The sequence below is a fragment of the Stieleria mannarensis genome, assembly GCF_014154935.1.
Lineage (GTDB): Bacteria > Planctomycetota > Planctomycetia > Pirellulales > Pirellulaceae > Stieleria > Stieleria mannarensis.
This window is the reverse complement of the sequence record NZ_JACEHH010000055.1, coordinates 34,830-59,881: the sequence shown is the minus strand read 5'-3', so window position 1 is coordinate 59,881 and position 25,052 is coordinate 34,830. Positions and strand designations below refer to the sequence as shown.

Here is a 25,052-nt window from a genome sequence, read left to right as displayed (position 1 = left end):
GATCGGGCGGCGGAACGGACCAAACGATCGGCACGGTCAACGTCGACATCACCGCGGTCAACGAAGCCCCCACGGCGACTGGCGAAAGCTTTACGGTCAATCCGGGCGATTCACTTTCCGTGACCGCCCCCGGCGTGATCTTCAATGACACCGACGTCGACGGAGACACTCTGGCCGTCGTGCTGGTCACTGGACCGGCTAACGGTTCGTTCTCGTTGCAGCCCGGTGGCAGCTTTACCTACACGCCCAACCCAGGTTTCTTCGGCCAAGACTCATTCTTCTATCGCGTGACCGACGGATCGCTTTCCAGCAACGTCGCCGAGGCGGTGATTGAAGTGCCGCTCTTTTCTTTCTCTGGTGGTTCGTTCGATTTAACATCCGTCGAGGCTCCGGTTGTGGAGGATCCGCCAAGTGTTGAATCCGTCACCGAGCCTGAATTGGACTTCGAATTAGATTTGGAGACCGAAGCGGAGGAGTCCGCCGAAGAAGCCGAATCCAATGCGGCAACCGAGGAGACCAATGTGTCGTCGGTCACCGCACCGGCCAGCACCCCCAAATCAAAAGTCGCCGTGGAGCGGGCCGAAAAGGTCGACGGGGACCACAAGGGCGACCGGGGACACGCAGCTCCGTCGCTGGACGACGCCGAATCCTCGCAACCACAACGCTTCGCCGCCGACGCGACGGTCGACACCGCGGCCGATCTGGTCCATTCCTACTCCCCGGAGCTGGAACAGTTGGAACGCATGCTGCAACAGGACATGCGACAAGCGATCGTTTGGACCCAGTGGGACGACACTCAAACCGAAGACGAGCACACTCCGATCACGGTGTTTGTCGGTGCGGCCGGTGCCGGGATGAGCGTCTTTTCGATCGGTTATGTGTTCTGGGCGCTACGCGGCGGGGCGTTGATGACGGTGTTCGCATCCAGCTTGCCGGCGTGGCGATTTATCGACCCGATCGCCATGCTTTCGGCCTACCGAAGTTCGCAATTGACGTCTGACGAAGGGCTCGAAGCGCTGATCGGGCATGGCAACGAAACGCGTGGCCGATAGTCGGCGTCCGAGCGTGCTACACCCGCCCCCACCGGAGCGATCGTTGCGACACGAATGACCCGTCGCGTCGGTTGATCTTCGTGATTGATCCCACCTGACATCTGTACAAAGACTATTGCGCCGCGTCCTACCTTTGGAAATCAGAGAGCGGTAGCCATAGGGGAGCAATCGCATCCATCGGCGTCCCCCAAAATCATTCATCGGATCAACGTCTTGGTCGTGAATCACCCCAATCGGGTCTTCGATTTCTACTTGCTGGAAGAGCGCGTCCTGCTAAGCGGGGACGGGCTCGATTCCGGCGAGGGGGTGCCGCACGCCGAGACGGAACTTCTTGACGCCATGATCGCCCAGCTGGCTGAATCAGGCGCCGCCATCGCGACCGAGCCAGGACCAGAATCTGTGTCGGCAAACGCAGCGGCAACCGAAGCCGACGAGTCACCGTTGACCGAGCCCGACGAACCGTTACAAACTGATCTGTCGCGCCGGTTGGAAGTTGTTTTCGTTGATGACTCGGTCGAAGACGCCGAGGGGCTGCTTGACGGTCTTCGCGATCCGTCGGCCACGGACACGCAGTGGTTGGTCGTGCGGTTGTCATCGTCCGAAGACGGGATCAGCCAAATCAGCGAAACACTCGGCGGTCTTTCCGGAGTCGACGCGATTCATCTGGTCAGTCACGGCGACCGTCAGGGCCTGCAGCTCGGCGACACTCGGCTGGACACCGAAACCATCGCCGCCTACGCCGGAGACATCGCTTCGTGGGCCGGGGCGTTGGACGCCGATGCTGACTTGCTGCTGTATGGATGTGACTTGGCCGGATCCGACGAAGGCCGAGCGCTCGTCGATTCGATCGCCGCGCTGTGTGACTGTGACGTCGCGGCCAGTGACGACGTGACGGGTCATCAATCCCGCGGCGGCGACTGGGATTTGGAGTACGTTTTCGGCAGCATCGAAACGGAGGTCGCGTTCAGTGCCGTGTCTCAACAGAACTGGACCGGTCAACTGGCAACCTTTACCGTCACCAACATCAATGACACCGGCGCCGGGTCGCTGCACCAAGCCATCCTGGATGCCAACGCGTCGTCCGGTCTGGATACGATCGAATTCAACATTGCCGGCGCGGGACTCCATTCGATCGCATTGTCCACCGCGCTCCCGACGATCACCGACGCGGTGATCATCGATGGATATTCACAATCGGGATCCTCGGCCAACACCCTGACCGTCGGCGATGATGCGGCGCTCAACATCCAGCTCGATGGCTCTGGCGCAGGCACCACCTTCGGGATCAATCTGGGCGCCGGAAGCGATGGCAGCACCATCAAGGGGCTGGTCATCAACCAATTCGAACTCGGCGGGATCCGCATCGCCAGCACCGGCAACTCGATCCTGGGCAACTTCATCGGGACCGACGCCAGCGGCACGTCCGACCTGGGCAACTTGACCGACGGGATCGCGGTCGTTGCCAACAACAATACCATCGGCAGTTCCGCCCTGGCCGATCGCAACCTGATCGCGGGCAACGATGACGACGGGATCGACATCGCCACGGGGGTCAGCGGCACGGTGATTCAAGGCAACTTGATCGGTACCGACGCAACCGGAATCGCGGCCTTGGCCAACCAAGACGACGGGATCGTCGTCGCCGGCGACAACAACACGATCGGCGGGACCGGCGCCGGCCAGGGCAACGTCATCGGCTTCAACACCGACGACGGGGTTCACGTCGAAGCCTCGGGAACCGGCAACGCCATCCTTGGCAACTCGATTCATTCCAACGGAGGTCTGGGAATCGATTTGGGTGGGGATGGAGTGACGGCCAACGACGGCGAATTGACTCCGACGCCGGACACGGATTCGGGTGCCAACGATCTGCAAAACTTCGCCACCTTAGACGCGGCCACCCCGGGGGCTTCAACCACCATCGCCGGTTCGCTCGCTTCGACGCCGGGACGCTCGTTCCGCATCGAGTTCTTTGCCAGTGCCAGCGGTGATGCCAGCGGGCACGGCCAAGGCCAACGCTACCTGGGGTTTGTCAACGTCACGGCCGATGGCACGGGCGATGCGTCGTTCAGCACCACGCTGGCGACCGCGGTGTCCGCCGGCGAGGCCGTCTCGGCGACCGCGACCGACTTGACGACCAACGCGACCTCTGAGTTTTCGGCCAACATCACCGCCGGCAACAGCGCTCCGGTGCTGGACAACACCGGCACGATGACACTCAACACGATCAACGAAGACGAATCGTCCAACTCCGGACACTCCGTCGCTTGGATCATTGCCAGCGCCGGCGGTGACCGGATCACCGACCTGGGCGCGGGAGCCCAGGAAGGGATCGCGATCACGGCGACCGCCGATGGCAACGGGCACTGGGAATACTCGACCGACGGCAGCAGCACCTGGCTGGACGTCGGCAGCGTGTCGGACAGTGCCGCGCTGCTGCTGCGCGACACGGACCTGATTCGATTCGTCCCCAACGGCCGCAACGCCACCTCGGCGAGTTTTGATTTCCGGGCCTGGGACCAGACCAGTGGCACGTTCGGAACCAAAGTCGATGCGTCAACCGGTGGCGGCAACTCGGCATTCAGCACTGCGATTGAAACCGCCGACATCAGCGTCACGAGTGTGAACGATGCGCCGGTGCTGAACAGTTCCGCCGACCCGGAATTGGCCCCCGTGCAAGAGAATTCGCCCGCGCCGGTCGGTGCGGTGGGCACGTTGATCACGGCGCTGGTCGATGACGCTACGCCCCCGGGTGAACTCGACAACGTCACCGACGTCGATGGCGGTTCGGTGTTGGGGATCGCGGTGACCGCCGTCGACAGCAGCAACGGTAGCTGGTTCTATTCGCTGGACGATGGGGCCAACTGGATCGCCATGGGATCGGTCAGTGACGCGTCGGCTCGCTTGCTGGCCGCCGACGCCACCACACGCGTCTATTTCCAGCCCAACCCGGGCTTTACGGGCGAAGTCGCCGGCGCCATGACATTCCGCGCCTGGGACCAAACGACGGGTGCCAACGGCGCCTTCGCCGACACGTCAACCAACGGTACCACGACCGCCTTTTCCGCTGCCACCGACACGGCATCTCAATTGGTCAACAACGCACCGGTGCTGGACGATTCCGGAGCGATGACGCTGACGACGATTGATGAAGATCAAATCACAAGCGTGGGCGACACGGTGGCATCGATCATCGCCAGCGCCGGCGGCGACCGGATTACCGATGTGAACCCCGGTGCGGTCGAAGGCATCGCGCTGGTCGCGACGGACAATGGAAACGGAAGCTGGCAATTCTCGCTCGACGGCGGCACGAATTGGTCATCCGTCCCGAGCGTGTCGGACACTTCGGCGCTGTTGCTTCGTGACAGCGACCTGCTCCGCTTCGTCCCCGACACCGAAAACGGCACCACGCCGACAGTCACGTTTCGGGCCTGGGACCAGGCAAGCGGAACCGCCGGGACCACCGTCGACGCGTCCGAGAACGGGGGTGCAACACCGTTCAGCACCGCAACCGAAACCGCATCGATGACGGTCACCGATGTGAACGACGCGCCCGTGTTGGATGTGACCGAAAGCCCGCAATTAGACGGCCAGTACGAAGACGCACCGGCACCGGCCGGAGCCGTGGGCACGTTGATCACCTCACTGGTCGATTTTGCCTCTCCGTCCGGTCAAGTCGACAACGTCACCGACGTCGACATCGGGGCGGTGCTGGGGATCGCGGTGACGGCTGCCGACACGACCAACGGAACATGGTTTTATTCGATTGATAACGGCGCGAATTGGAATGCGCTCGGTGCGGTCAGCGACGGCTCGGCACGGTTGCTAGCCGCCGACACCAACACCCGCCTGTACTTTCAACCGGTCGCGGATTTCAACGGCCAGGTCGCCTCGGCCATCACGTTTCGCGCCTGGGACCAGACCTCCGGAGCCAACGGAGCTTTGGCCGATACGACCGTCAACGGAACCACCACCGCCTTTTCGACCGACAGCGACACGGCATCGCTGCTGGTCAACGATGCCCCGGTGTTGGACAACGCGGGATCGATGACGTTGAGCACGATCAACGAGGACCAGGTCGCCAACACGGGTGATACCGTGGCTTCGATCATCGCCAGTGCCGGTGGCGATCGCATCACCGATGTCAATTTTGGACCGGTCGAAGGCATCGCGGTCACCGCCACCGACGACGGCAACGGCCACTGGGAGTATTCAATCGACGGCGGATCGAGTTGGTCCGACGTCGCGTCGGTGTCGAACACTTCGGCGCTGTTGTTGCGGGAATCCGACCTGCTGCGGTTTGTTCCTGACGCAAAGAACGGCACGGCGCCGACGGTAACGTTCCGGGCTTGGGACCAAGCGACCGGAACCGAGGGCACGTACGTCGACACCTCCGTCAACGGTGCCACCACCCCGTACAGCGTCGCGACCGAGATCGCTTCGATCACGGTGACGGATGTTAACGACGCACCGGTGTTGGACAACAGCGGCACGATGACACTTTCATCGATCACCGAAGACGAAGTCAATAATTCAGGCGACACGATCGCGTCGGTTTTGGCCAGCGCCGGCGGCAACCGCGTCAGCGACGTGGACATCGGGGCCGTCGAAGGCGTCGCGATCACGACGCTCGCCAGCGGCAACGGCTCGTGGGAGTACTCGACCGATGGCGGATCGTCCTGGTCCGGCGTGGGCGCCGTCTCCAACGCATCGGCACTGCTGCTGCGATCGACCGATCTGGTTCGCTTCATCCCCAACGGCGAAACCGGAACGACGGCCAGCTTTGATTTCTACGCTTGGGACCAGTCCAGCGGATCGGAGGGCACCAAAGTCGACGTTTCGACGCGTGGCGGCACCACGGGGCTGAGCATCAATGCTGAAACGGCCAGTGTCACCGTGAGCGATGTCAACGACGCGCCGGTCCTCGGCACCTCCGCCGGCACGACGGCCTTCAGCGAAAACGATGCCGCGACCGTCGTGGATTCGCTACTGACGTTGACCGATGTGGATTCGGTCGATTTTGCCAGCGGACAATTGACCGCCTCGATTTCGGCCAACGGGACCGCCAACGACCGATTGATCATCAAGCCCGGCGGCGCGATCACATTGCAGGGAACGGGCGTCTATCACAGCGGCACACAGGTCGGGACGTTCAGCGGCGGCAGGGGCGCGACGCCACTGGTGATCACGTTCAACAACAACGCCACGCAGTCGATCGCCGAAGAAGTCGGTCGACAGATCAGCTATTTCAATGTCTCGGAAAATCCTTCGACCGCGGTCCGCGTCGTCGACTTTGTCGCGTCCGACGGCGACGGTGGCACCAGCAACACGTCACAGAAGTCGTTGTCGGTGGCTGCCGTCGATGATGTGCCCTTTGCCGTGGACGACCATCACGGATTGAAGTTCGATGGCATCGATGATGCGGTGAACATGGGCAGCAGCGGCACGTTGGAAGTCAGCGACTACCTGACGATGGAGGCGCGGATTCGCCCCGATGTGTATCCCGCGTCGTCCAGCGTGATTCTGAACAAAGAAGGTGAATACGAAATCGGGATCACTTCGACCGGCAACCTGCGTTGGGCGGTCACCAACAGCGATCCCGGCTGGACGTGGTACGACACCGGCTACGTCGTTCCGCTGAACGAGTGGACTCACGTCGCCGTCGTGTACGACAACGGCACGATGAACACTTACGTCAACGGCAACCTGGTCGACACCTACTACGGATCGGGCAGCATCGGCGACGCCCATGCCACGTTGGATGACTTCACCGTCGGCGGACGCCAGAACAACCCGGCCGGACAATACTTCAGCGGAGACATCGACGACGTGCGACTTTGGAACGTCGCCCGCACAGGAAACGAGATTCGCAGCGATTTCGATGCGGCGCTGACCGGATCGGAACCGGGGTTGATCGGTTACTGGAATTTTAATGATGGAACCGGCAGCAGCGCCGCCGACTTGTCGGCCAATGGCAACACGGCATCGCTCGTCGACGGCGGCGGGGGCGCTGCCGGTCCGCAGTGGATCGGCTACCAGACCAACCAGGACGCGACGCTGGTCATCAACGCCGCCGACGGTGTCCTGGATAACGATCTTGACGGCGACGGCGATCCGCTGACCGTCACCGGGGTCAACGGCAGCGGGGCGAACGTCGGTTCGATGTTCACGCTGCCTTCGGGGGCCTTGTTGACCGTCGGCGCGGGCGGCGACTTTCAATACGACCCGAACGGTGTTTTTGATTATCTGGCGCCGGGGCAAACCGCAGTCGACACGTTCACCTACCAGGTCGATGACGGCAACGACGGCACGGACACCGCGACCGTCAACATCACAATCACGGCGCTCAACGATGCCCCGCTGGGGACGAATCTGGCCGCCGCAGAAACTTACGTCGAAGACACCCCATTGGATTTGACGGACATCGTGGTCAGTGACATCGATGACACGGATTTAACGGTCACGCTGACTCTCTCCGATGCCGCTGCGGGAATGCTCAGCACCGCGACGTCCGGGGCGGTCACGTCGTCCTTCGCCGCGGGGGTCTGGTCCGCCAGCGGTGCGGTGGCCGACGTCAATGCGTTGCTGGCCGGCGTCGTGTTTTCACCGACCGCTGATTACGCCAACGACTTCACCATCTATACCAGCGTGGACGATGGGATGGCAACTCCGGTGACGGGTGTCAAAACGATGACCGCCACGCCGGTCAACGATGCCCCGGTTCTGACCACCGGCAGTGTGAACAATCTCACGGTCGCCGAAGACTCTGGATTCACTTCGCTCGGATTGGCTGCGGTCAATTATGGGCCCGGCGGCGGAACGGACGAGTCGTCTCAAACGCTGTCGTACCAGATCACCCAGTTGCCCGACGCATCATTCGGGCAAGTCTACTTGGCCGATGGAGTGACGACCGTGACGGCGTCGACGTACACGTTGACCGAAATTCAAGGAATGCGATTCAAGCCCACTGACGATGCCAACGGCGGGCCGGAGACCTTTTCCTACCAAGTCGTCGATAACGGCGGGGGCAATGACACGCTCTCTCAATCGGTTCAATTGAACATCACACCGGTCAATGATGCCCCGATTGCCCAACCGGATGCTTACACGCTCGGCGCGACGGCGACGTTCGCATCAGACACGCCGGGCGTGATCTTCAACGACATCGACATCGACGGTGACACCCTGTCGACGATCCTGGTCACTCCGCCGAATCACGGAACGTTGTCGCTGCATCCCGGTGGCGCATTGATCTACACGCCCGATTCCGGTTTCTTCGGACAAGATTCGTTTTTCTATTCGGTCACCGACGGTGCCCTGGTCAGCGGAACGGTCGAAGTGACCCTTGAAGTGGTCGCGGTGCCGTCGTCACCGTTGTTTACCGAGGCGGCTTCGGCTTCGGCATCGCAGTCAACGACACCCGAGAGCACCGCACGGGACAGCGATTCGGCGAACAGCGAGGACCCGCTGTCGGAAAGTGATGCGTCGCAGGAGTCGACGACCGGCTCGTCCACCCTCGGCGATGCCGCGGCAACCCGATCGGCACTGGATCCCTCGGGGAATCAGCGAACCGGTGATGCTCAGGTGCTTCGGACGGGAGGCGTTGGCATCGGTTCGGCCGTTCCAGGCGAATTGCACAGCGATTCGACGACGCGACTGTTGAATGTGTACGGCGTCTCGGACAACCCCGTGTCTGCCAGAAGTTCGTCGTCACTCGAAACGACCGAGCTGGAAAGGTTGCTTCAGCAGGACATCCGGCAAGCCATCCTCTGGACGCAGTGGGACGATCTTGAGCAACAGCAGCAAGAAACCCCGATCATGGTGTACGTGGGCGCGGCCGGCGCGGGGATGAGCGTCTTTTCGATCGGCTACGTCTTCTGGGCTCTCCGTGGCGGAGCCTTGATCACCGTTTTTGCGTCCAGTTTACCGGCATGGCGATTCATCGATCCGATCGCGATGCTCTCGGCCTACCGGAATGCCGCAGCGGCTCCTGACGACGGGCTGGATGCGATGATCGGCCCGGGGCAACGATGATCGCTCGGGCAGTAGTCGGCGCATCTCTATCAACGGTCGTGCAGGCATCACAGCCGGACCCTGCGTTAGGATCGATCCACTCCCATCAATCCGCCATGGCGTTTGTCCGACATTGCGGCTCTGCATGTCCCCACGTCGTCGCACGCATTTGCCCGTGGCATAAGTTTGGGCAGTGGACGTCGGCTGCAACGGGGACGGAAAACCGTGTGCGTTGACCCGAGTATGTCACGTGGAATCACGACCTTGCCTGGCTCAACCAACGAACGCGTTTTCGACTTCTATCTGTTGGAAGACCGCATTCTGCTCAGTGCGGACGGGTTCGATGTTGCGCAATCGGAAGGACACGCCGACGTGGAACTCCTCGATGCGTTGCTGGCGCAGTTGCTCGAATCGGGTGCGGGGAGTGCAGCCGACGAATTGTTTGGTGCTCATCCTGACGAGCCGGACGGTGCATCAGATCAAGCCGAATCGAACGACGCGGCGGACATGCCGGCGCCTGATGCATCCCGTCGTTTGGAAGTCGTGTTCGTGGACGCCGGTGTGGAAGATGCGGAAGTCTTGCTGGCCGGGTTGCGAAACGATTCTGCCGAGGAAACCCGGTGGTCGATCGTGCGATTGACGTCGGCGGAAGACGGCATCGCCCAGATCACCCGGACGCTCGACCAGATGTCCGGTGTCAATGCGATCCATTTGCTCAGCCATGGCGATGGCACGGGTGTTCAACTCGGCAGTACGCGATTGGACCTGAACTCGGCGACGGCACATGCCGGTTCGATCGCGCGTTGGGGTCACGCCATGGATGTCGATGCCGATCTGTTGATCTATGGTTGTGATCTCGCCGCCTCCGACTCGGGCCGCGAGCTGATCGAAATGCTGGCGGTGCTCAGTGACAGCGACGTGGCGGCGAGTGATGACTTGACAGGCCATCAGTCACTCGGCGGCGACTGGGACCTTGAACATGCGGTGGGAACGATCGAAACGCAGATCGCGTTTGATTCGGATGCGATTCATTCCTGGCAGCACGCCTTCGCGGCGGCGGTGGATGTAACGTTCCAAGAGGGCGTCAACGGTTACACCGGAACGCAGGACACAGATTTCAACGGCGACTCACCCGATACATCCTATGGCAATAACGCTTCGATCGCCGTCGACGCCGACCACAACAACGGATTTGAAAGTGTCGGTTTGATTCGTTTCGACAGCATCTTCGGTAACGGTCCCGGGCAAATTCCGCTCGGATCGACCATCGTTTCGGCCAGTCTGACGATCAACGGGGTCGGTGCGAGTGATCCCGCAGCAACCCTGTCGCTTCACGAAATCTTGACCTCCTGGAGCGAATCGTCGACCTATAACTCGCTCGGCAGCGGACTGCAGTCGGGCACCGAATACGTCGCCACCGCGGACGGTTCGGTCACCGACCTAAGCAGTTTCGGAACGTACACGATCACGGGGTTGGAGGACGCGTTGCAAACGTGGTCCGACGGAGACACCAACTACGGCTGGGCACTGTTCAACGACAACGCGAACGGGTTTGACTTTGATAGTTCCGAAGAAGCGAATACTTCGCTGCGACCTGAATTATCAATTCAGTACATCGCGCCAAACAGTGCTCCAGTTCTAACCGCATCATCACCCAACGGGCTGTTCACCGAGAACGGTGCTCCGATTTATGATGCGTACGCGACGGTCACGGATTCAGATTCAGCCGACTTTGACGGCGGGGATCTCACGGTCACGATCACGACCAATGCGACCGCCAATGACCGGCTGGAAATTCGCAACGTCGGTACGGGCCCAGGTCAGATCAGCACCTCCGGGTCCAATGTCTACTACGAAGGCAACTTGATCGGAACCTTCAGCGGCGGCGTGGGGACGACCGCGTTGACAGTCAACCTGAATGCCAACGCCGATGTCACCGCCGTCCAGGGGCTGGCCAGGGCGATCGCTTTCAACAATGTTTCGGAAGACCCTTCGACGGCGACACGAATCATCAGCGCCGTACTTTCCGATGGCGACGGCGGAACTAGCGCCGCGTCGAACATCAATATGTACATCTCGGCCGTCAATGATGAACAGGTCCTCGCGACCAACGTCGGCGCCACAGTGCTGGAAGGCTCCGCCGGCAACGTCATCAGCACGGCCATGCTGCAGACCACCGATGTGGACAACCAAGCATCGGAACTGGTTTACGTGGTTGATAGTACCGCTTCCAATGGGACTCTGTATCGAGATGGTGTGGCGCTCGGTGCCACCGACACGTTCACGCAGTCCGATATCGATGCCGGACTGATCACCTATGATCACGACGGAGGGGAAACGACCAGCGACGGTTTCGCCTTTACCGTCGATGATGGCGCGGGTGCAACCAGCTCGTCGAGCTTCAATTGGGTCGTGACCGCAGTCAACGATGCTCCGGTCCTCGATAATTCCGGCGACATGACGTTGACACCGATCTTTGAAAACGATGATCGCAGCAACGGTACGCTGGTCTCGGACATCATCGGCAGCGCGGGCGGCGACCGAATCACCGATGCCGATATCGGCGCCGTCGAAGGCATCGCGATCACCGCGGTCGATGATTCCAATGGTCAATGGCAGTTTTCGATCGACGGCGGAGCGACATGGCAGCCGATCGCCACGGCGGCGGACAATTCGGCCATTTTGCTGACATCAACGGCCAACGACCGGTTGCGTTTTTTGCCGGACCGGAACTTCAGCGGCGTCGCACAGTTCACGTTTCGTGCTTGGGACACCAGCGACGGCAATCTTAGCGGTGCGATCGGGGTGGACGTTTCAACCAATGGCGGGACAACGGCTTACAGTTCGGCCACCGAGACCGCGACGATCCAGATGCTGCCGGTCGATATCAAGATCCTGTTGTCGACCGCGGGCGACGCTTCCAATTCCAGCACCGTCGGGCTCAACGGCTGGCAATCCGAAGACATCGTTTCGATCGGTGACCCTGATTTCAATATCGAACCCGGGACCAGTTCGGGGACATTCGGTCTGGTCACCGACTTTTTGGGGGCCGCCGGGGATGTCGGCTTCAGCCTGAATGCCCTTCACTATGTCGGTCAGAACATCACGCTCGGTCAAGGAGGATTCACGTTTGATCTGTTGGTCGGCGACATTTTGCTTACCGTCGACCGAAACGTGACCTTCACCGGTGACGGCACAAGCATCTCGGTCACCAATGAAGACATTTTCGTCTTTCGCCCCGTTGACCCCGCAAAAAACGACTACCGGACGGGTGACTTCTTTGAACTGTTGCACAATCCCTTCGGCGTCGGCAACGAGATTCTGGGCGTTTCGTTGGTGCAGGCCGACGTCGACGTCGGGGGGACGATTCTGACGTCCGGCAGTTTCATCCTGTCCAGCGCTGATCTGTCTGCCAATAACATTTACCACTTCACGCCCGATCAAGTTGGCGCCGGAGCCGCATCGGCGTCCGGTACCTTGCAGACGTTGATCTATGGTGACGACCTGGGGCTCGGGGGCGCCACCAACGCGGTCCAGTCGTTGGATCTGGTTCAGTCTGAGATCACGATCAACGGACGGCAGTTCTTGGCCGGAGATATCTTTGTCAGCCTGGAAAAGAGCGACAACGACGTCTCGGGGCTCCGCGTCACGAAAGACGATGTCGCATTTTTAAGGCTGACCCAAGCAGGATCCGGCGTCACGACCCAGGGATCGGTTGGTTTGTTCTTCGAGGGCGGCGACACCGGTCTGAATTCGTCTAACGATGAAATCACCACGCTGGGAACCATCATTACCGGAGGGGTCGCCGACCCGGTGATCGGGATCGCCTCCGGTCCGATCGCTTATACCGAAGGCGACGGCCAAGTCGCGATCGACAGCGGCGCGACGCTTACCGATTCGGACTCACTGAACTTTTACAACGGCCAACTGCGTGTCCAAATCACCACCGGTGGAACCGCCGATGACCGTCTCGCCGTGCAGGACCAGGGACTTGGCGTCGGACAGGTGGGCGTCTCTGGTAACCTGATCTCCTACAACGACGGTGGTGGAGCGGTCACGATCGGTACGTTCACCGGCGGCACCAGTGGAACCGACCCCTTGGCGATCACGTTCAACAGCCAGGCGGATCTTGCCGCGGTGCAGGCGGTCATGCAAGCGGTCACCTTCGAAAACGTCTCTGACTCCCCGGACACACAGGACCGCGCCGTGGAAATGGTCTTGTCCGACGGCGACGGTGGCACCAGTAATGTCGCGGGCAGGTCGATCTCGGTGTCCGCGGTAAATGACCCGGTCGTGGCGAGCGACGAAAGCTACAGCATTTCCGAAAGCGGGCAGCTGAGCACCGGGACGGCCTGGTGGGACAACAGTTGGGTGGCACGCCGGTCATTGACGTTCGATAATCTTGGGCGCACCGAAAATTTGACGGACTTCGCCGTCCTGATTCAGCTCGATGCCTCACGCATCGACTACGGCTTGACTCAAAATGCAGGGCAGGATCTTCGCTTTATTGATGCGGACGGAGTCACCGTGCTGGATCATGAAATCGAGCAATGGAACGAGGGAGGCATTTCCTACGTCTGGGTTCGTATTCCACAAATCGACGCCGTCTCGGACAGTGACGGCATTTGGATGTACTACGGCAATGCCGCAGCCGCAGATGGACAGAGCGTTGACGGAACGTGGAACGCGGATTTCGTCGGTGTGTACCATCTGAACGACGACTTCCTCGATTCCAGCGGCACAGGCAATCATGCAAACAACCTCGGATCGACCGATGCCGTCGGTCAGTTTGCGGACGGTCAAGTCTTTGATGGAGTGAGCGACGACATCAATGCCGGCTCCGATGCCTCGTTGGACAACCTGTTCGTCGGCGGCGGCACGTTGTCAGCCTGGATCAATCCGACGGGTTGGGGAGGTGGCAATTATGGCAACATCCTGGATAAGTCCTCTGCCACGAACGCCGACGGAGGCTGGGGCTTTCAAGTCAATGCGGGAAACCAATCCATCGACCTTGAAGTCGGTTTTTCCGGTGGTGGTCGCGGGGTCTGGAGCACGGCGACCGGTTCGGTCACGCTTGGGCAGTGGCAACACGTCGTCGTCGTTTATGACAGCAGTTCGGCCGCGAACATACCGGTCATCTACATCAACGGGGTCGCCCAGGATTTGACTCAGGTCCAAACGCCCACGGGGACCGCAGATGACGACTCCTCCAAAGACTTTCATATCGGAAACTTTGCCGGCGCGACGACGCGGTCCTTTGATGGGACGATTGACGAAGTGCGGGTCGCGCGTATCGTACAGTCGGCCGATTGGACGTCCGCCCAATACGCTTCAATGACGGATCGATTTGTCCGGTTCGCCGACGAAGGAATTTTGACCAATGATCTGGACGCTGACCAAGACACCCTGACCGTCACGGCGATCAATCCGGGAACGGGATCGGCGGTGACCGACACGGTGCAAATCGCAAGCGGTGTGACGCTTCCGTCAGGGGCGATCGTTGCCGTCAGCCCCAACGGCAGGATCAGCTACGATCCCAACGGGCAATTTGAGTACCTGGCTGCCGGTGAGAGCGCGACCGAAACATTCACTTATCAAGTCAGTGATGGCAACGGTTCCACCGACATCGCAACGGTAACGATCACAATCAACGGGGAAAACGACGCCCCCGGTCTCGCAACCAATAGCGGGTTGACCATCAACGAAGGATCGGTCGCCAATGCACTCAATAGTTCAGTGCTGAACGAAGGGGATGTCGACGACGACGGAAACGAATTAACGTACACGATCACGTCGACGGTCGCCGCCGGAAGTTTACGAAATCATGGCACCCTACTCGGAGTCAACGATACGTTTACACAGGCGGATGTCGATGCTGGTTTGATCACCTACGACCATGACGGATCGGAGTCCACGTCGGACAGCTTCGCCTTTTCCCTTGCCGACGGCGGCGAAGACGGCGCGTCCCCAGTGACGGGAACCTTTGTATTTACCGTGAACGCGGTCAACGATATGCCGGTGGAATCGTCGATCGAAGGCTCGACGTTGTCGTACACCGAAAACGACGGCGCGGTGGCGATCACGTCGACGTTGGCACTATCCGACAGCGACGACACGAATCTGGAATCGGCCGTCGTCCAGATTACCGGCAACTACGCAAACGGGCAGGACGTGCTGACCTTCGTCGACCAGAACGGCATCAGCGGCGTCTGGAACTCCGGCAGCGGAACGCTGACATTGACCGGGACCGCGACCGTCGCCCAGTACCAGGCGGCGCTGCGGAGCATCACCTACACCAACACCAGCGACACCCCCTCCACCGCGACACGCACCGTTTCGTTCACGGTCAACGACGGCGACGTGGACTCCAACACGCAAACCCGCGACATCTCGATCGCCGCGACCAACGATGATCCGACCGGCGCCGGACTGCCCACCGACATCGCGGTCACCGAAGACGTCAGTAGCAATGTCGACCTGTCGGCGCTGAACCTGAGCGACGTCGACGAAAACGGCGGTAACCTGACGGTCACGCTGTCCACATCGACCGGAGGCAACCTGTCGGCCAGCACGGGCGGCGGCGTTACTGTGGGTGGCTCTGGCACTGGAACGCTAACCTTGACCGGGACGCTGACCGACTTGAACACGTTCCTGGACACTCCGGCCAACGTCCAGTACCTGCACGGCACGCCGCACACCTTCGGCAACGACGCCGACACGATCCAAGTCGTCGTCAACGACGGCGGCAATACGGGTTCCGGCGGCGGAACCGATCAAACCATCGGCACCGTCAACGTCGACATCACCGCAGTCAACGACGAACAAGTGCTGGCGACCAACGCGGGCGATACGGTTGCCGAAGGATCGACCGGCAACACCGTGACGACCGCGATGCTGGAAACCACCGATGTCGACAACACCGATTCACAGCTGGTGTACACCGTCGACGCGGTCCCGACCAACGGAACGCTGTACCGAAACGGGGTGGCCTTGAACGTCAGTGACACGTTTACCCAAGCCGATATCGACTCGGGATTGATCACCTACGACCACGACGGCAGCAATACGACCAGCGATTCGTTCGACTTCACGGTCGACGACGGTGCGGGAACGACGACCAGCAGCACCTTCAACTGGACCGTGACGGCTGCGAACGATGCCCCGGTCGAAGCATCCATCGAGGGATCGACACTTGCCTACACCGAAAACGATGGTGCCGTGGCGATCACGTCGACGTTGGCCTTGAGCGACAGTGACGACACGAATCTGGAATCGGCCGTCGTTCAGATCACCGGCAACTACGCCAGCGGCCAGGACGTGCTGACGTTCGTCGACCAGAACGGGATCAGCGGCATTTGGAACGCCGGCAGCGGAACGCTGACCTTGACCGGAACCGCAACCGTCGCCCAGTACCAGGCGGCGCTGCGGAGCATCACCTACACCAACACCAGCGACACCCCCTCCACCGCGACACGCACCGTTTCGTTCACGGTCAACGACGGCGACGTGAATTCCAACACGCAAACCCGCGACATCTCGATCGCCGCGACCAACGATGATCCGACCGGCGCCGGACTGCCCACCGACATCGCGGTCACCGAAGACGTCAGCAGCAACGTCGATCTGTCGGCGCTCAACCTGAGTGACGTTGATGAAAACGGCGGCAACTTGACCGTCACGTTGTCCACGTCGACCGGCGGAAACCTGTCGGCATCGTCCGGCGGCGGGGTAACGGTGGGTGGCTCTGGCACAGGCACGCTGACGTTAACCGGGACATTGACCGACTTGAACACGTTCCTGGACACGCCGGCCAACGTCCAGTACCTGCATGGCACACCGCACACGTTCGGCAACGATGCCGACACGATTCAAGTTGTCGTCAACGACGGTGGCAATACGGGCTCCGGCGGCGGAACGGACCAAACCGTCGGCACCGTCAACGTCGACATCACCGCGGTCAACGACGAACAGGTCCTGGCGACTAACACGGGTGATACGGTTGCCGAGGGTTCCACCGGCAACACGGTGACCACGGCGATGCTTGAAACCACCGACGTCGACAACACGGATTCACAACTCGTTTACACCGTCGATGCGGTGCCGACCAACGGAACCCTGTACCGAAACGGTTTCGTTCTAAATGTCAGCGACACGTTCACGCAAGCCGACATCGACGCCGGATTGATCAGCTACGACCGTGACGGCAGCAACACCACCAGCGATTCGTTCGACTTCACCGTCGACGACGAAGCCGGAACAACGACCAGCAGCACCTTCAACTGGACGATCACCAACGTGAACGATGCGCCGGTGGAGGCCTCGATCGAAGGCAGCACGCTGGCCTACACCGAAAACGATGGTGCGGTGGCGATCACGTCGACATTGGCATTGAGCGACAGCGACGACACGAATCTGGAATCGGCCGTCGTCCAGATTACCGGCAACTACGCAAACGGGCAGGACGTGCTGACCTTCGTCGACCAGAACGGCATCAGCGGCGTCTGGAACTCCGGCAGCGGAACGCTGACATTGACCGGGACCGCGACCGTCGCCCAGTACCAGGCGGCGCTGCGGAGCATCACCTACACCAACACCAGCGACACCCCCTCCACCGCGACACGCACCGTTTCGTTCACGGTCAACGACGGCGACGTGGACTCCAACACGCAAACCCGCGACATCTCGATCGCCGCGACCAACGATGATCCGACCGGCGCCGGACTGCCCACCGACATCGCGGTCACCGAAGACGTCAGTAGCAATGTCGACCTGTCGGCGCTGAACCTGAGCGACGTCGACGCGAACGGCGGTAACTTGACCGTTACGTTGTCGACGTCGACCGGCGGGGATCTTTCGGCCAGTTCCGGCGGCGGGATCACCGTGGGCGGATCAGGCACTGGCACGTTGACGTTGACGGGCTCGCTAGCCGATTTAAACACCTTCCTGGACACGCCGGCCAACATCCAATACCTGCACGGCACGCCGCACACCTTCGGCAACGACGCCGACACGATCCAGGTCGTCGTCAACGACGGCGGCAATACCGGATTGGGCGGCGGAACGGATCAAACCATCGGCACCGTCAACGTCGACATCACGGCGGTCAACGATTCACCGACATTGCCGACCAACACTGGTGTGACGGTGGCGGAAGGATCGACGGGCACGGTGATCACTTCGGCGATGCTTGGCGGTTTGGACGTGGATGACAGCGGTGCGGGATTGGCCTACACGATCACCGATGCGACCGACAACGGGACGCTGTCGTTGGCCGGTTTCGGCGCGTTGGGACTGGGCGACACGTTCACGCAAGCGGACTTGGATAACGGCGACGTGATGTACAGCCATGACGACAGCGAGACGACCGGCGACGCCTTGGGTTTCTCGCTGGCCGATGGTGGTGAAGACGGGTCGTCCGCGGTCACCGCGACGTTCAACATCTCCGTCACCCCCGTCAATGACAACTCGATTTCGGCACTGAGCGATTCCGATGCGACGGCAGACGCTGTCGCAGAAAACGCGGTGATCGGAACCAGCGTTGGCATCACGGGTTTTGCCCAAGACGCGGACTCCGGTGACATCGTCACGTATTCCCTGGACGATGATGCCGGCGGGAAATTCACGATCGATGCCCGAACAGGGGTCGTTCGTGTCGCCGCGGCACTGGACTATGAAACGTCGGCCATGGAGTCGATCACCGTTCGCGGAACAAGCAGCGACGGATCGACGGCAACGATGGTCAGCGCGGTCAATGTCACCAATGTCAATGAAGCTCCGACGGCGACCGGAGAATCGTTCACGGTGACCATCGGTGAAACCTTGTCCGTCGGCGTGTCGGGTGTGATCTTCAACGACACCGATATCGATGGGGATTCACTGGCGATCGTGTTGGTCACGGCACCGTCGAACGGTTCATTCACCTTGAATCCAGGCGGCAATTTCACTTACACGCCCAACCCGGGCTTCTTCGGCCAAGATTCGTTCTTTTATCAGGTGACCGACGGCACGTTGTCGAGCAATGTCGCGGAGGTGGTGCTGGAGGTACCTCTTGCCCTGCTGGCGACGAGTGGGGCCACGGAAGCGTCGTCTGAGCCCGAAACAGAAGATTACACCGAGCCGGGTAGTGATCCGCCATCGGAAGTCGAGTCGCAGGCCGATGAATCGACCGAACCAGCCGACGCGTCGGAAACGACCAGCCCCGCGGGCGACGTCGTGCCGGCGGCCGTGAGGGACGATTCCGACGCCAAACCCAGTGGGGACGCGAATCGGAGTCAGGATGCAGGCAACAGCGGAGACGCCGCCGGATTGCGGGACGAAGTGATGGCCCTTGAACTCGAGCGACAGTTGTTCGGCATCTATGCGGCGTCGAAAGAAGCATCGAGTCTGACGATGGGTTACTCCCCCGAACTGCAGCAGCTTGAGCGTCTGCTGAGACAGGATTTGCAACAAGCGATCGTTTGGACGCAGTGGGACGAGGCGCCCCAGGACGATGAAAATCAGATGACGGTGATGGTCGGCGCCGCGGGCGCGGGCATGAGCGTCTTTTCAATCGGTTACGTTTTTTGGGCCTTGCGTGGCGGCACGTTGATGACCGTATTTGCATCGAGCTTGCCGGCATGGCGATTCATCGATCCGATCGCGATGCTGTCCGCCTATCGAAGTTCCAAGCCCGGGCTCGACGAGGGACTCGACGGGCTGCTCAAGTAGCGTTCCCGATCCCCGCTGACCGTTGAACACGCTCTACCCTAGCGGATAGACTGCAAGCTGCTTGTTAGATCCACGACTCGAACGCGCGAAGGATACCGCATTGATGGACGTTCCGAACACCACTCCATTGGCCCCGACAGACGATGCGTTGCCAAGAACATGCGAAGTCACCCGTGGCGCCAGCGGCCACGGGGTTTGTCCGGTCTGTCGCGGCAAGACGCTGATCGAAATCCGTGGCAAACTGCAATGTTCACGCTGCCATTCGATCTGTGAAACCTGTTGCGAAGGCGGCCGCGGATAGTCGCGAATTTAGAAACACGGAAACGGTCCCATGAAAGCGATCACCCTGGATGCCGGCGGGCTTCACTTCCAACCTTCGCATGCCGATCCGACACCGGCCGACGGTGAAGTGCTGGTCCAGGTTCTCAAGGCCGGCATCTGCGAAACCGATCTGCAACTCGCCCGTGGTTACATGGGATTCCACGGTATTCTGGGCCATGAGTTTGTCGGCGTCGCACAATCCGGTGCCCATGCCGGTCGGCGTGTGGTCGGCGAGATCAATTGCAATTGCCGAACGTGCCCGACCTGCTTGGCCGGTCGACCGACGCATTGCCCCAACCGGACGGTCATCGGGATCGACCGGCACGACGGCGCGTTTGCAGACAGTGTCGCGATTCCGGAACACAACCTCCACGTGGTTCCCGACAACGTCAGCGATGACCAAGCGTTATTCACCGAACCCCTGGCCGCCGCCTTTGAAATTCTGGAACAGGTCGCGATCGGAGCCGACGACCAGATCGCGATTTTGGGCGACGGCCGATTGGGCTACCTGACGGCTCAAGTGCTTTCTCTGGTCACCAATCGGATCACCGTGTTTGGCAAACACGGCGTCAAACTGTTGCGGTTCGGGCACCGCGGGTACGAAACGGTCCAGGTCCCCTCGGCCGATCCCGCCGAGCTTCCCCAACACAAATTCGACGTGGTGGTCGATTGCAGCGGATCGACAACGGGATTGCCGATGGCGATTCACATGGTTCGGCCGCGCGGGACGGTGGTCCTGAAGACAACGGTGGCCGCCCCGCATGAACTCTCGCTCGCCGCGATCGTGATCGATGAAGTCAGTGTGGTCGGATCGCGTTGCGGGCCGTTTGCGAAAGCGCTCGATGCGTTGGCCGAAGCCAGAATCGACGTGACCGGGCTGATCACCGACCGTTACTCGCTGGACCAGTTCGGTCGCGCATTCGAATCGGCCGCCAGCCCGAATTCATTCAAGGTCGTGTTTGAGATCGGTTCGGCACCCTAACGGCCGGTCCGATCGACCGCCTATTTCGATCGGCGGCGACGAAGCACATAGACCACGTCTTCGCTGCTGGGATTGACGACGATCGGATCGGCAAGGTCATATCCGAAGTCGAACGTTTCGACGATCTCCCAGCGGCCGCTGTGATCGATCAACGCCTTCATCTGACGCATCGTGTAACTGCGGAGCACCAACTCGTCGACGATCCGCACCGATCCGGACGGACGGTGGATGTCGAATCGGATGCCGAATTTTTCGACGCGACGTTTGGGGTCACGCGAGTTGGTCCACATGTGCGTGTTGACCGTCAGATGCCCGCGTCGGGCGGACCAGGACTCCCCTTCGCTCGGCGTCGCATCGGTCGGAGTCAGGTGGACGCCCAGCAGATACAGCCCGCCGACGCGGACGGCATCGGCCATCGAATCAAAGTGCCCACGGGCGGCCGCTTCAGTCGACAGGTGACGAAAACTGTTGATCGTATTGAACGCGACGTCCGCCTTTTTTCGCAGCCGAAAGTCCGACATGTCGGCCACGAACGCACGGTACGGCATCTCGTGACGCTCGAATCGAGCGTTGCAGAACTCGATCGCCTTGGGATTTAAATCCAATCCATCGACGTCGTGACCGTGTCGAGCGAGTGAATACAGCAACCGCCCGGTGCCGCACGCCGGTTCGAAAAAGCGTTTCGCCGGACGGCTTGAGTACCGCTCCGCACAGCCCAGAATGAACTTGGTTTCCGCGGCACAGTCCGCCCCGAATACCAGGTCATAGTATTTCGGGTGGTCGTAGATGGATTCGTTGAGTTCTTGCACAGTTCTGATTGGCGAAGGGGGCTGATTGGCGATCGGGGCGAAGCAGACCAGCAGGCATCGGTCATTGGCAAGGCTTTTAACCGTTCTACAATACCCCGTCTACCACCGCGCTGGAGCACGTCCCCCACCGCACTTGATCACGACACCACGATTCCACCCGTCCAACCCGCTCCCCCAATCGACATCATGCTGATCGTCCTCTCGCCGGCCAAAACGCTCGATTATGAATCCGAACCGAAGATCGCGTCGCAAACCACGCCGGAGTGGATCGCCGAAAGCGAGACGCTGGTCGGGGGGCTGAAAAAGAAGACGCTCAAACAGATCCAGGCCTTGATGGGGGTGAGCGACAAATTGGCCGAATTGAATTATCAGCGTTACCAGGACTGGCAGCTGCCGATGCCGCCGGAAGCCACGCGGCCGGCGGTTTTGGCCTTCAAAGGCGACGTCTACCTGGGGCTGCAGGCGGACCGGATGACCGAAAAACAACTGTTGTTTGCCCAAGACCATCTGCGGATTCTCTCGGGGCTTTACGGAGTGCTGCGACCGCTCGACGCCATGCTGCCCTACCGGCTTGAAATGGGCACCGCGCTGAAGACACGTCGGGGAAAAGATCTGTACGCGTTTTGGGGATCACGAATCACACAATCGATCAACGAACAACTCGCCGCGACCGACTGCGGGTTCCTGGTGAACCTGGCATCCAACGAGTATTTCCGCAGCATCCAGAAGAAGGACGTCCAGGCACAAATTATCGCGCCGGTGTTCAAGGACCAGAGCAACGGCAAGTACCGCGTGATCAGTTACTTTGCCAAAAAGGCTCGCGGCACGATGGCGTCGTGGGTGATTCGAAACAAAGTCAAAACGATCGGCAAGCTGGTTAAGTTTGCCGAAGACGGGTACCGATACGACCCGGAATCGTCGACCGAATCGGCACCGGTGTTCTTGCGTGGTTAGCCCCCATGGTGTTCGATCAGGTGCGCAAAGAACACGGATTTGTCATCGGCGTATCGCTGCGGCTGGCCTGCCCCCTGGCGCCATCGCGCGACCTTGGTTTCCTCGAACCGCAACGACAGTTCTCGATCCCGTCGCAGCGCATCGCGGACGGCGATCGAGCTGCGATAGAACGGGCTGTCCAGATAGGTCAAAAAAACCCGATGGGTCGGTTCTCCGCTGCGAGGTTTGCAAAGTACGATCGCCTCGGCAGCCCACATCGGCGTGGCGACGCGGCGAAAATTCAGCCCCTCGATCATGTCGATTGATTCGGCGATCGCCTGTTGAGCATCATCGTCGTCGCGAACCGCCGCGACCACGTCCAGCACGGGACGGGAGATCATGCCGCCGATCGCGGTGCTGCCGATGTGCTGCACATCGATCACCCACCCGAGACAACTGTGCAGAATCCCGCTCCGAGTCTGCTCGAACTCCTGCGGCCAGCGCGGGTCGTAGTGCATCAGTCGAACGGTGTCGGCCATGGTTGGATTGAAACCTGTGGCGGGGCGGCCATCGATAAAAAAAACGAGCCTATCGCAGCTGCGATAGGCTCGCCGTATCGTTTCACCCTGTCAAGCTTTGGACGCTACTTGCTGCTCAACAACGGCAGTCGCGATTGCTTGACCGCATCGCGGATCGATTCGACGTACGAGGCATCCGCCGGGCACAGCCGCTGGAAGGGAACGGTGCAGGTTCGACCGTTGGACTTGAACAGCCGAACGTTGTCGCGGTTGATCTCGATCAAGCGACCTTCGACCTGGTACTTGCCCGTGTTGTCGATCCAAGTTCGGATGTGGGTCTCGTCCAGCGGGTTGATCGCCGGAGCTGCGGGAGCGACGGTGACCACATGAACGTTGACGGTGTCGTCGGCAGCGGGGGCTTGGCCGAACAAGTCATCCAGATTGTCCGTCGCCTCTTCGGCCGGTGCGGCATCGGTGGCCGGAGCGTCGTCGGCCGGATCGCCGAACAGATCGTCCAACGCATCGGTTGCGGGGGCCTCGCCAGAAGCATCGTCGGCCGGTTCGCTCGGGTCGCCGAACAGGTCATCCAGTCCGCCGTCGGCAGGTGCCGCATCGGCAGGGGCAGCGTCGGCAGGTGCCGGATCGCCGAACAGGTCATCCATCGCGTCGTCAGCCGGTGCAGCGTCGGCGGGGGCAGCTTCGGCGGGTGCCGGGTCGCCGAACAGATCATCCATGGCGTCATCGGCCGCTGCGGCTTCTGCGGGGGCTGCTTCAGCGGGGGCATCACCGAACAAGTCGTCCAGGCCACCGTCGGCGGGTGCAGCGTCAGCCGGTGCAGCGTCAGCCGGTGCAGCGTCGGCGGGGGCAGCATCGGCAGGGGCCGGATCGCCGAACAGGTCGTCCATCGCGTCATCAGCCGGTGCGGCTTCAGCGGGAGCGGCTTCGGCCGGTGCATCGCCGAACAGATCGTCCAGGCCGCCGTCGGCGGGTGCAGCATCGGCGGGTGCCGCGTCGGCCGGTGCAGCATCGGCAGGGGCCGGATCGCCGAACAGGTCGTCCATCGCGTCATCAGCCGGTGCGGCTTCAGCGGGAGCAGCTTCGGCCGGTGCATCGCCGAACAAATCGTCCTGGCCGCCGTCAGCAGGTGCCGCGTCAGCAGGTGCCGCGTCAGCGGGTTCGGGATCACCGAACAGGTCGTCCATTGCGTCATCGGTCGGTGCGGCTTCAGCGGGTGCGGCTTCAGCGGGTGCGTCGCCGAACAGATCGTCAGCAGGGGCCGGTTCAGCGGGCGCTGGCTCAGCAGGAGCCGGTTCAGCGGGAGCCGGTTCAGCGGGAGCCGGTTCAGCGGGAGCCGGTTCAGCAGGGGCCGGTTCAGCGGGAGCCGGTTCAGCGGGGGCCGGTTCGGCAGTCTTGTCAAACGGATTCGGTTCGGCGGCGGCCGGTTCGCTTTCGACCGGCGGCTTGGCCGCCTCGGTGGTTTCCGCTTCGGTAGTCTCGGGGGCTTCGGCGACGGGCGGTTCCGGCTCGCTGGCGGCCGGCTGTGGCGGAGCGGGCTCAGATTCGGCCGGTGTCTCAGATTCGGCCGGTGTTTCGGGGGCGGGGGGGGCCGCGTCGGTCGATTCCGGCGTCTGCGGTGCGGCATCGGCGGCCGGAGCTTCGGAGGCGACGTCGCTGCTACAGCAATCGACTGAAACGACCGGCGGGCAGGGGATGACTT

Annotated in this window: 10 protein-coding genes; 7 read left to right on the top strand and 3 right to left on the bottom strand. The window is 61.2% G+C overall.

What is annotated here, in order from left to right:
* From H1B37_RS27375 to H1B37_RS27355, 5 genes are all read left to right on the top strand, one after another.
* On the top strand, window positions 1-1,052 hold a 1,052-nt coding region (locus H1B37_RS27375; protein WP_182870463.1), incomplete at its 5' end, for an Ig-like domain-containing protein.
* A gap of 219 nt (window positions 1,053-1,271) precedes the next feature.
* On the top strand, window positions 1,272-9,086 hold the full coding sequence (locus tag H1B37_RS27370) for a DUF4347 domain-containing protein (RefSeq protein WP_182870462.1): 7,815 nt from the start codon (window positions 1,272-1,274) through the stop codon (window positions 9,084-9,086).
* A gap of 243 nt (window positions 9,087-9,329) precedes the next feature.
* A complete protein-coding gene (locus H1B37_RS27365; protein ID WP_182870461.1) occupies window positions 9,330-19,772 on the top strand; it encodes a DUF2341 domain-containing protein in 10,443 nt (3,480 codons plus the stop codon).
* 103 nt (window positions 19,773-19,875) lie between these two features.
* Complete coding sequence (locus tag H1B37_RS27360) at window positions 19,876-20,073, top strand: hypothetical protein (protein WP_182870469.1); 198 nt, start codon at window positions 19,876-19,878, stop codon at window positions 20,071-20,073.
* A 30-nt stretch (window positions 20,074-20,103) separates the two neighbouring features.
* Window positions 20,104-21,075, top strand: a complete 972-nt coding sequence (locus tag H1B37_RS27355; RefSeq protein ID WP_182870460.1) for an MDR/zinc-dependent alcohol dehydrogenase-like family protein — start codon at window positions 20,104-20,106, stop codon at window positions 21,073-21,075.
* A gap of 20 nt (window positions 21,076-21,095) precedes the next feature.
* Here the strand turns inward: H1B37_RS27355 and H1B37_RS27350 are convergent, their stop codons facing one another.
* Entirely contained in the window at window positions 21,096-21,884 is a 789-nt protein-coding gene (locus H1B37_RS27350; RefSeq protein WP_182870459.1) for a class I SAM-dependent methyltransferase, read from the bottom strand.
* Window positions 21,885-22,070: 186 nt separating this feature from the next.
* Here H1B37_RS27350 and yaaA point away from each other — a divergent pair, with 186 nt between their 5' ends.
* The gene (yaaA, locus tag H1B37_RS27345) at window positions 22,071-22,838 is read left to right on the top strand and encodes a peroxide stress protein YaaA (protein WP_182870458.1); all 768 of its coding nucleotides are present in this window, start codon (window positions 22,071-22,073) and stop codon (window positions 22,836-22,838) included.
* On the opposite strand, the gene H1B37_RS27340 is transcribed toward yaaA, so the two are convergent.
* Together H1B37_RS27340 and H1B37_RS34580 are read right to left on the bottom strand one after the other, a co-directional pair.
* Window positions 22,835-23,356, bottom strand: coding sequence for a GrpB family protein (locus tag H1B37_RS27340; protein WP_182870457.1), 522 nt, complete (start codon window positions 23,354-23,356; stop codon window positions 22,835-22,837). The genes yaaA and H1B37_RS27340 overlap by 4 nt on opposite strands.
* A 104-nt stretch (window positions 23,357-23,460) precedes the next feature.
* Window positions 23,461-23,721, bottom strand: coding sequence for an SHD1 domain-containing protein (locus H1B37_RS34580; protein WP_353620937.1), 261 nt, complete (start codon window positions 23,719-23,721; stop codon window positions 23,461-23,463).
* On the opposite strand from H1B37_RS34580, the gene H1B37_RS34575 reads away from it, so the two are divergent.
* Complete coding sequence (locus tag H1B37_RS34575) at window positions 23,722-25,026, top strand: pentapeptide repeat-containing protein (RefSeq protein ID WP_353620936.1); 1,305 nt, start codon at window positions 23,722-23,724, stop codon at window positions 25,024-25,026.
* Window positions 25,027-25,052 lie beyond the last annotated feature (26 nt).

Bases quoted from the DNA above. Each gene is read 5' to 3' on its own strand.
- H1B37_RS27360 (WP_182870469.1), top strand. From the start codon at position 19,876: ATGGACGTTCCGAACACCACTCCATTGGCCCCGACAGACGATGCGTTG.
- H1B37_RS27355 (WP_182870460.1), top strand. From the start codon at position 20,104: ATGAAAGCGATCACCCTGGATGCCGGCGGGCTTCACTTCCAACCTTCG.
- yaaA (WP_182870458.1), top strand. From the start codon at position 22,071: ATGCTGATCGTCCTCTCGCCGGCCAAAACGCTCGATTATGAATCCGAA.
- H1B37_RS27340 (WP_182870457.1), bottom strand. From the start codon at position 23,356: ATGGCCGACACCGTTCGACTGATGCACTACGACCCGCGCTGGCCGCAG.
- H1B37_RS34575 (WP_353620936.1), top strand. From the start codon at position 23,722: ATGAACGTTGACGGTGTCGTCGGCAGCGGGGGCTTGGCCGAACAAGTC.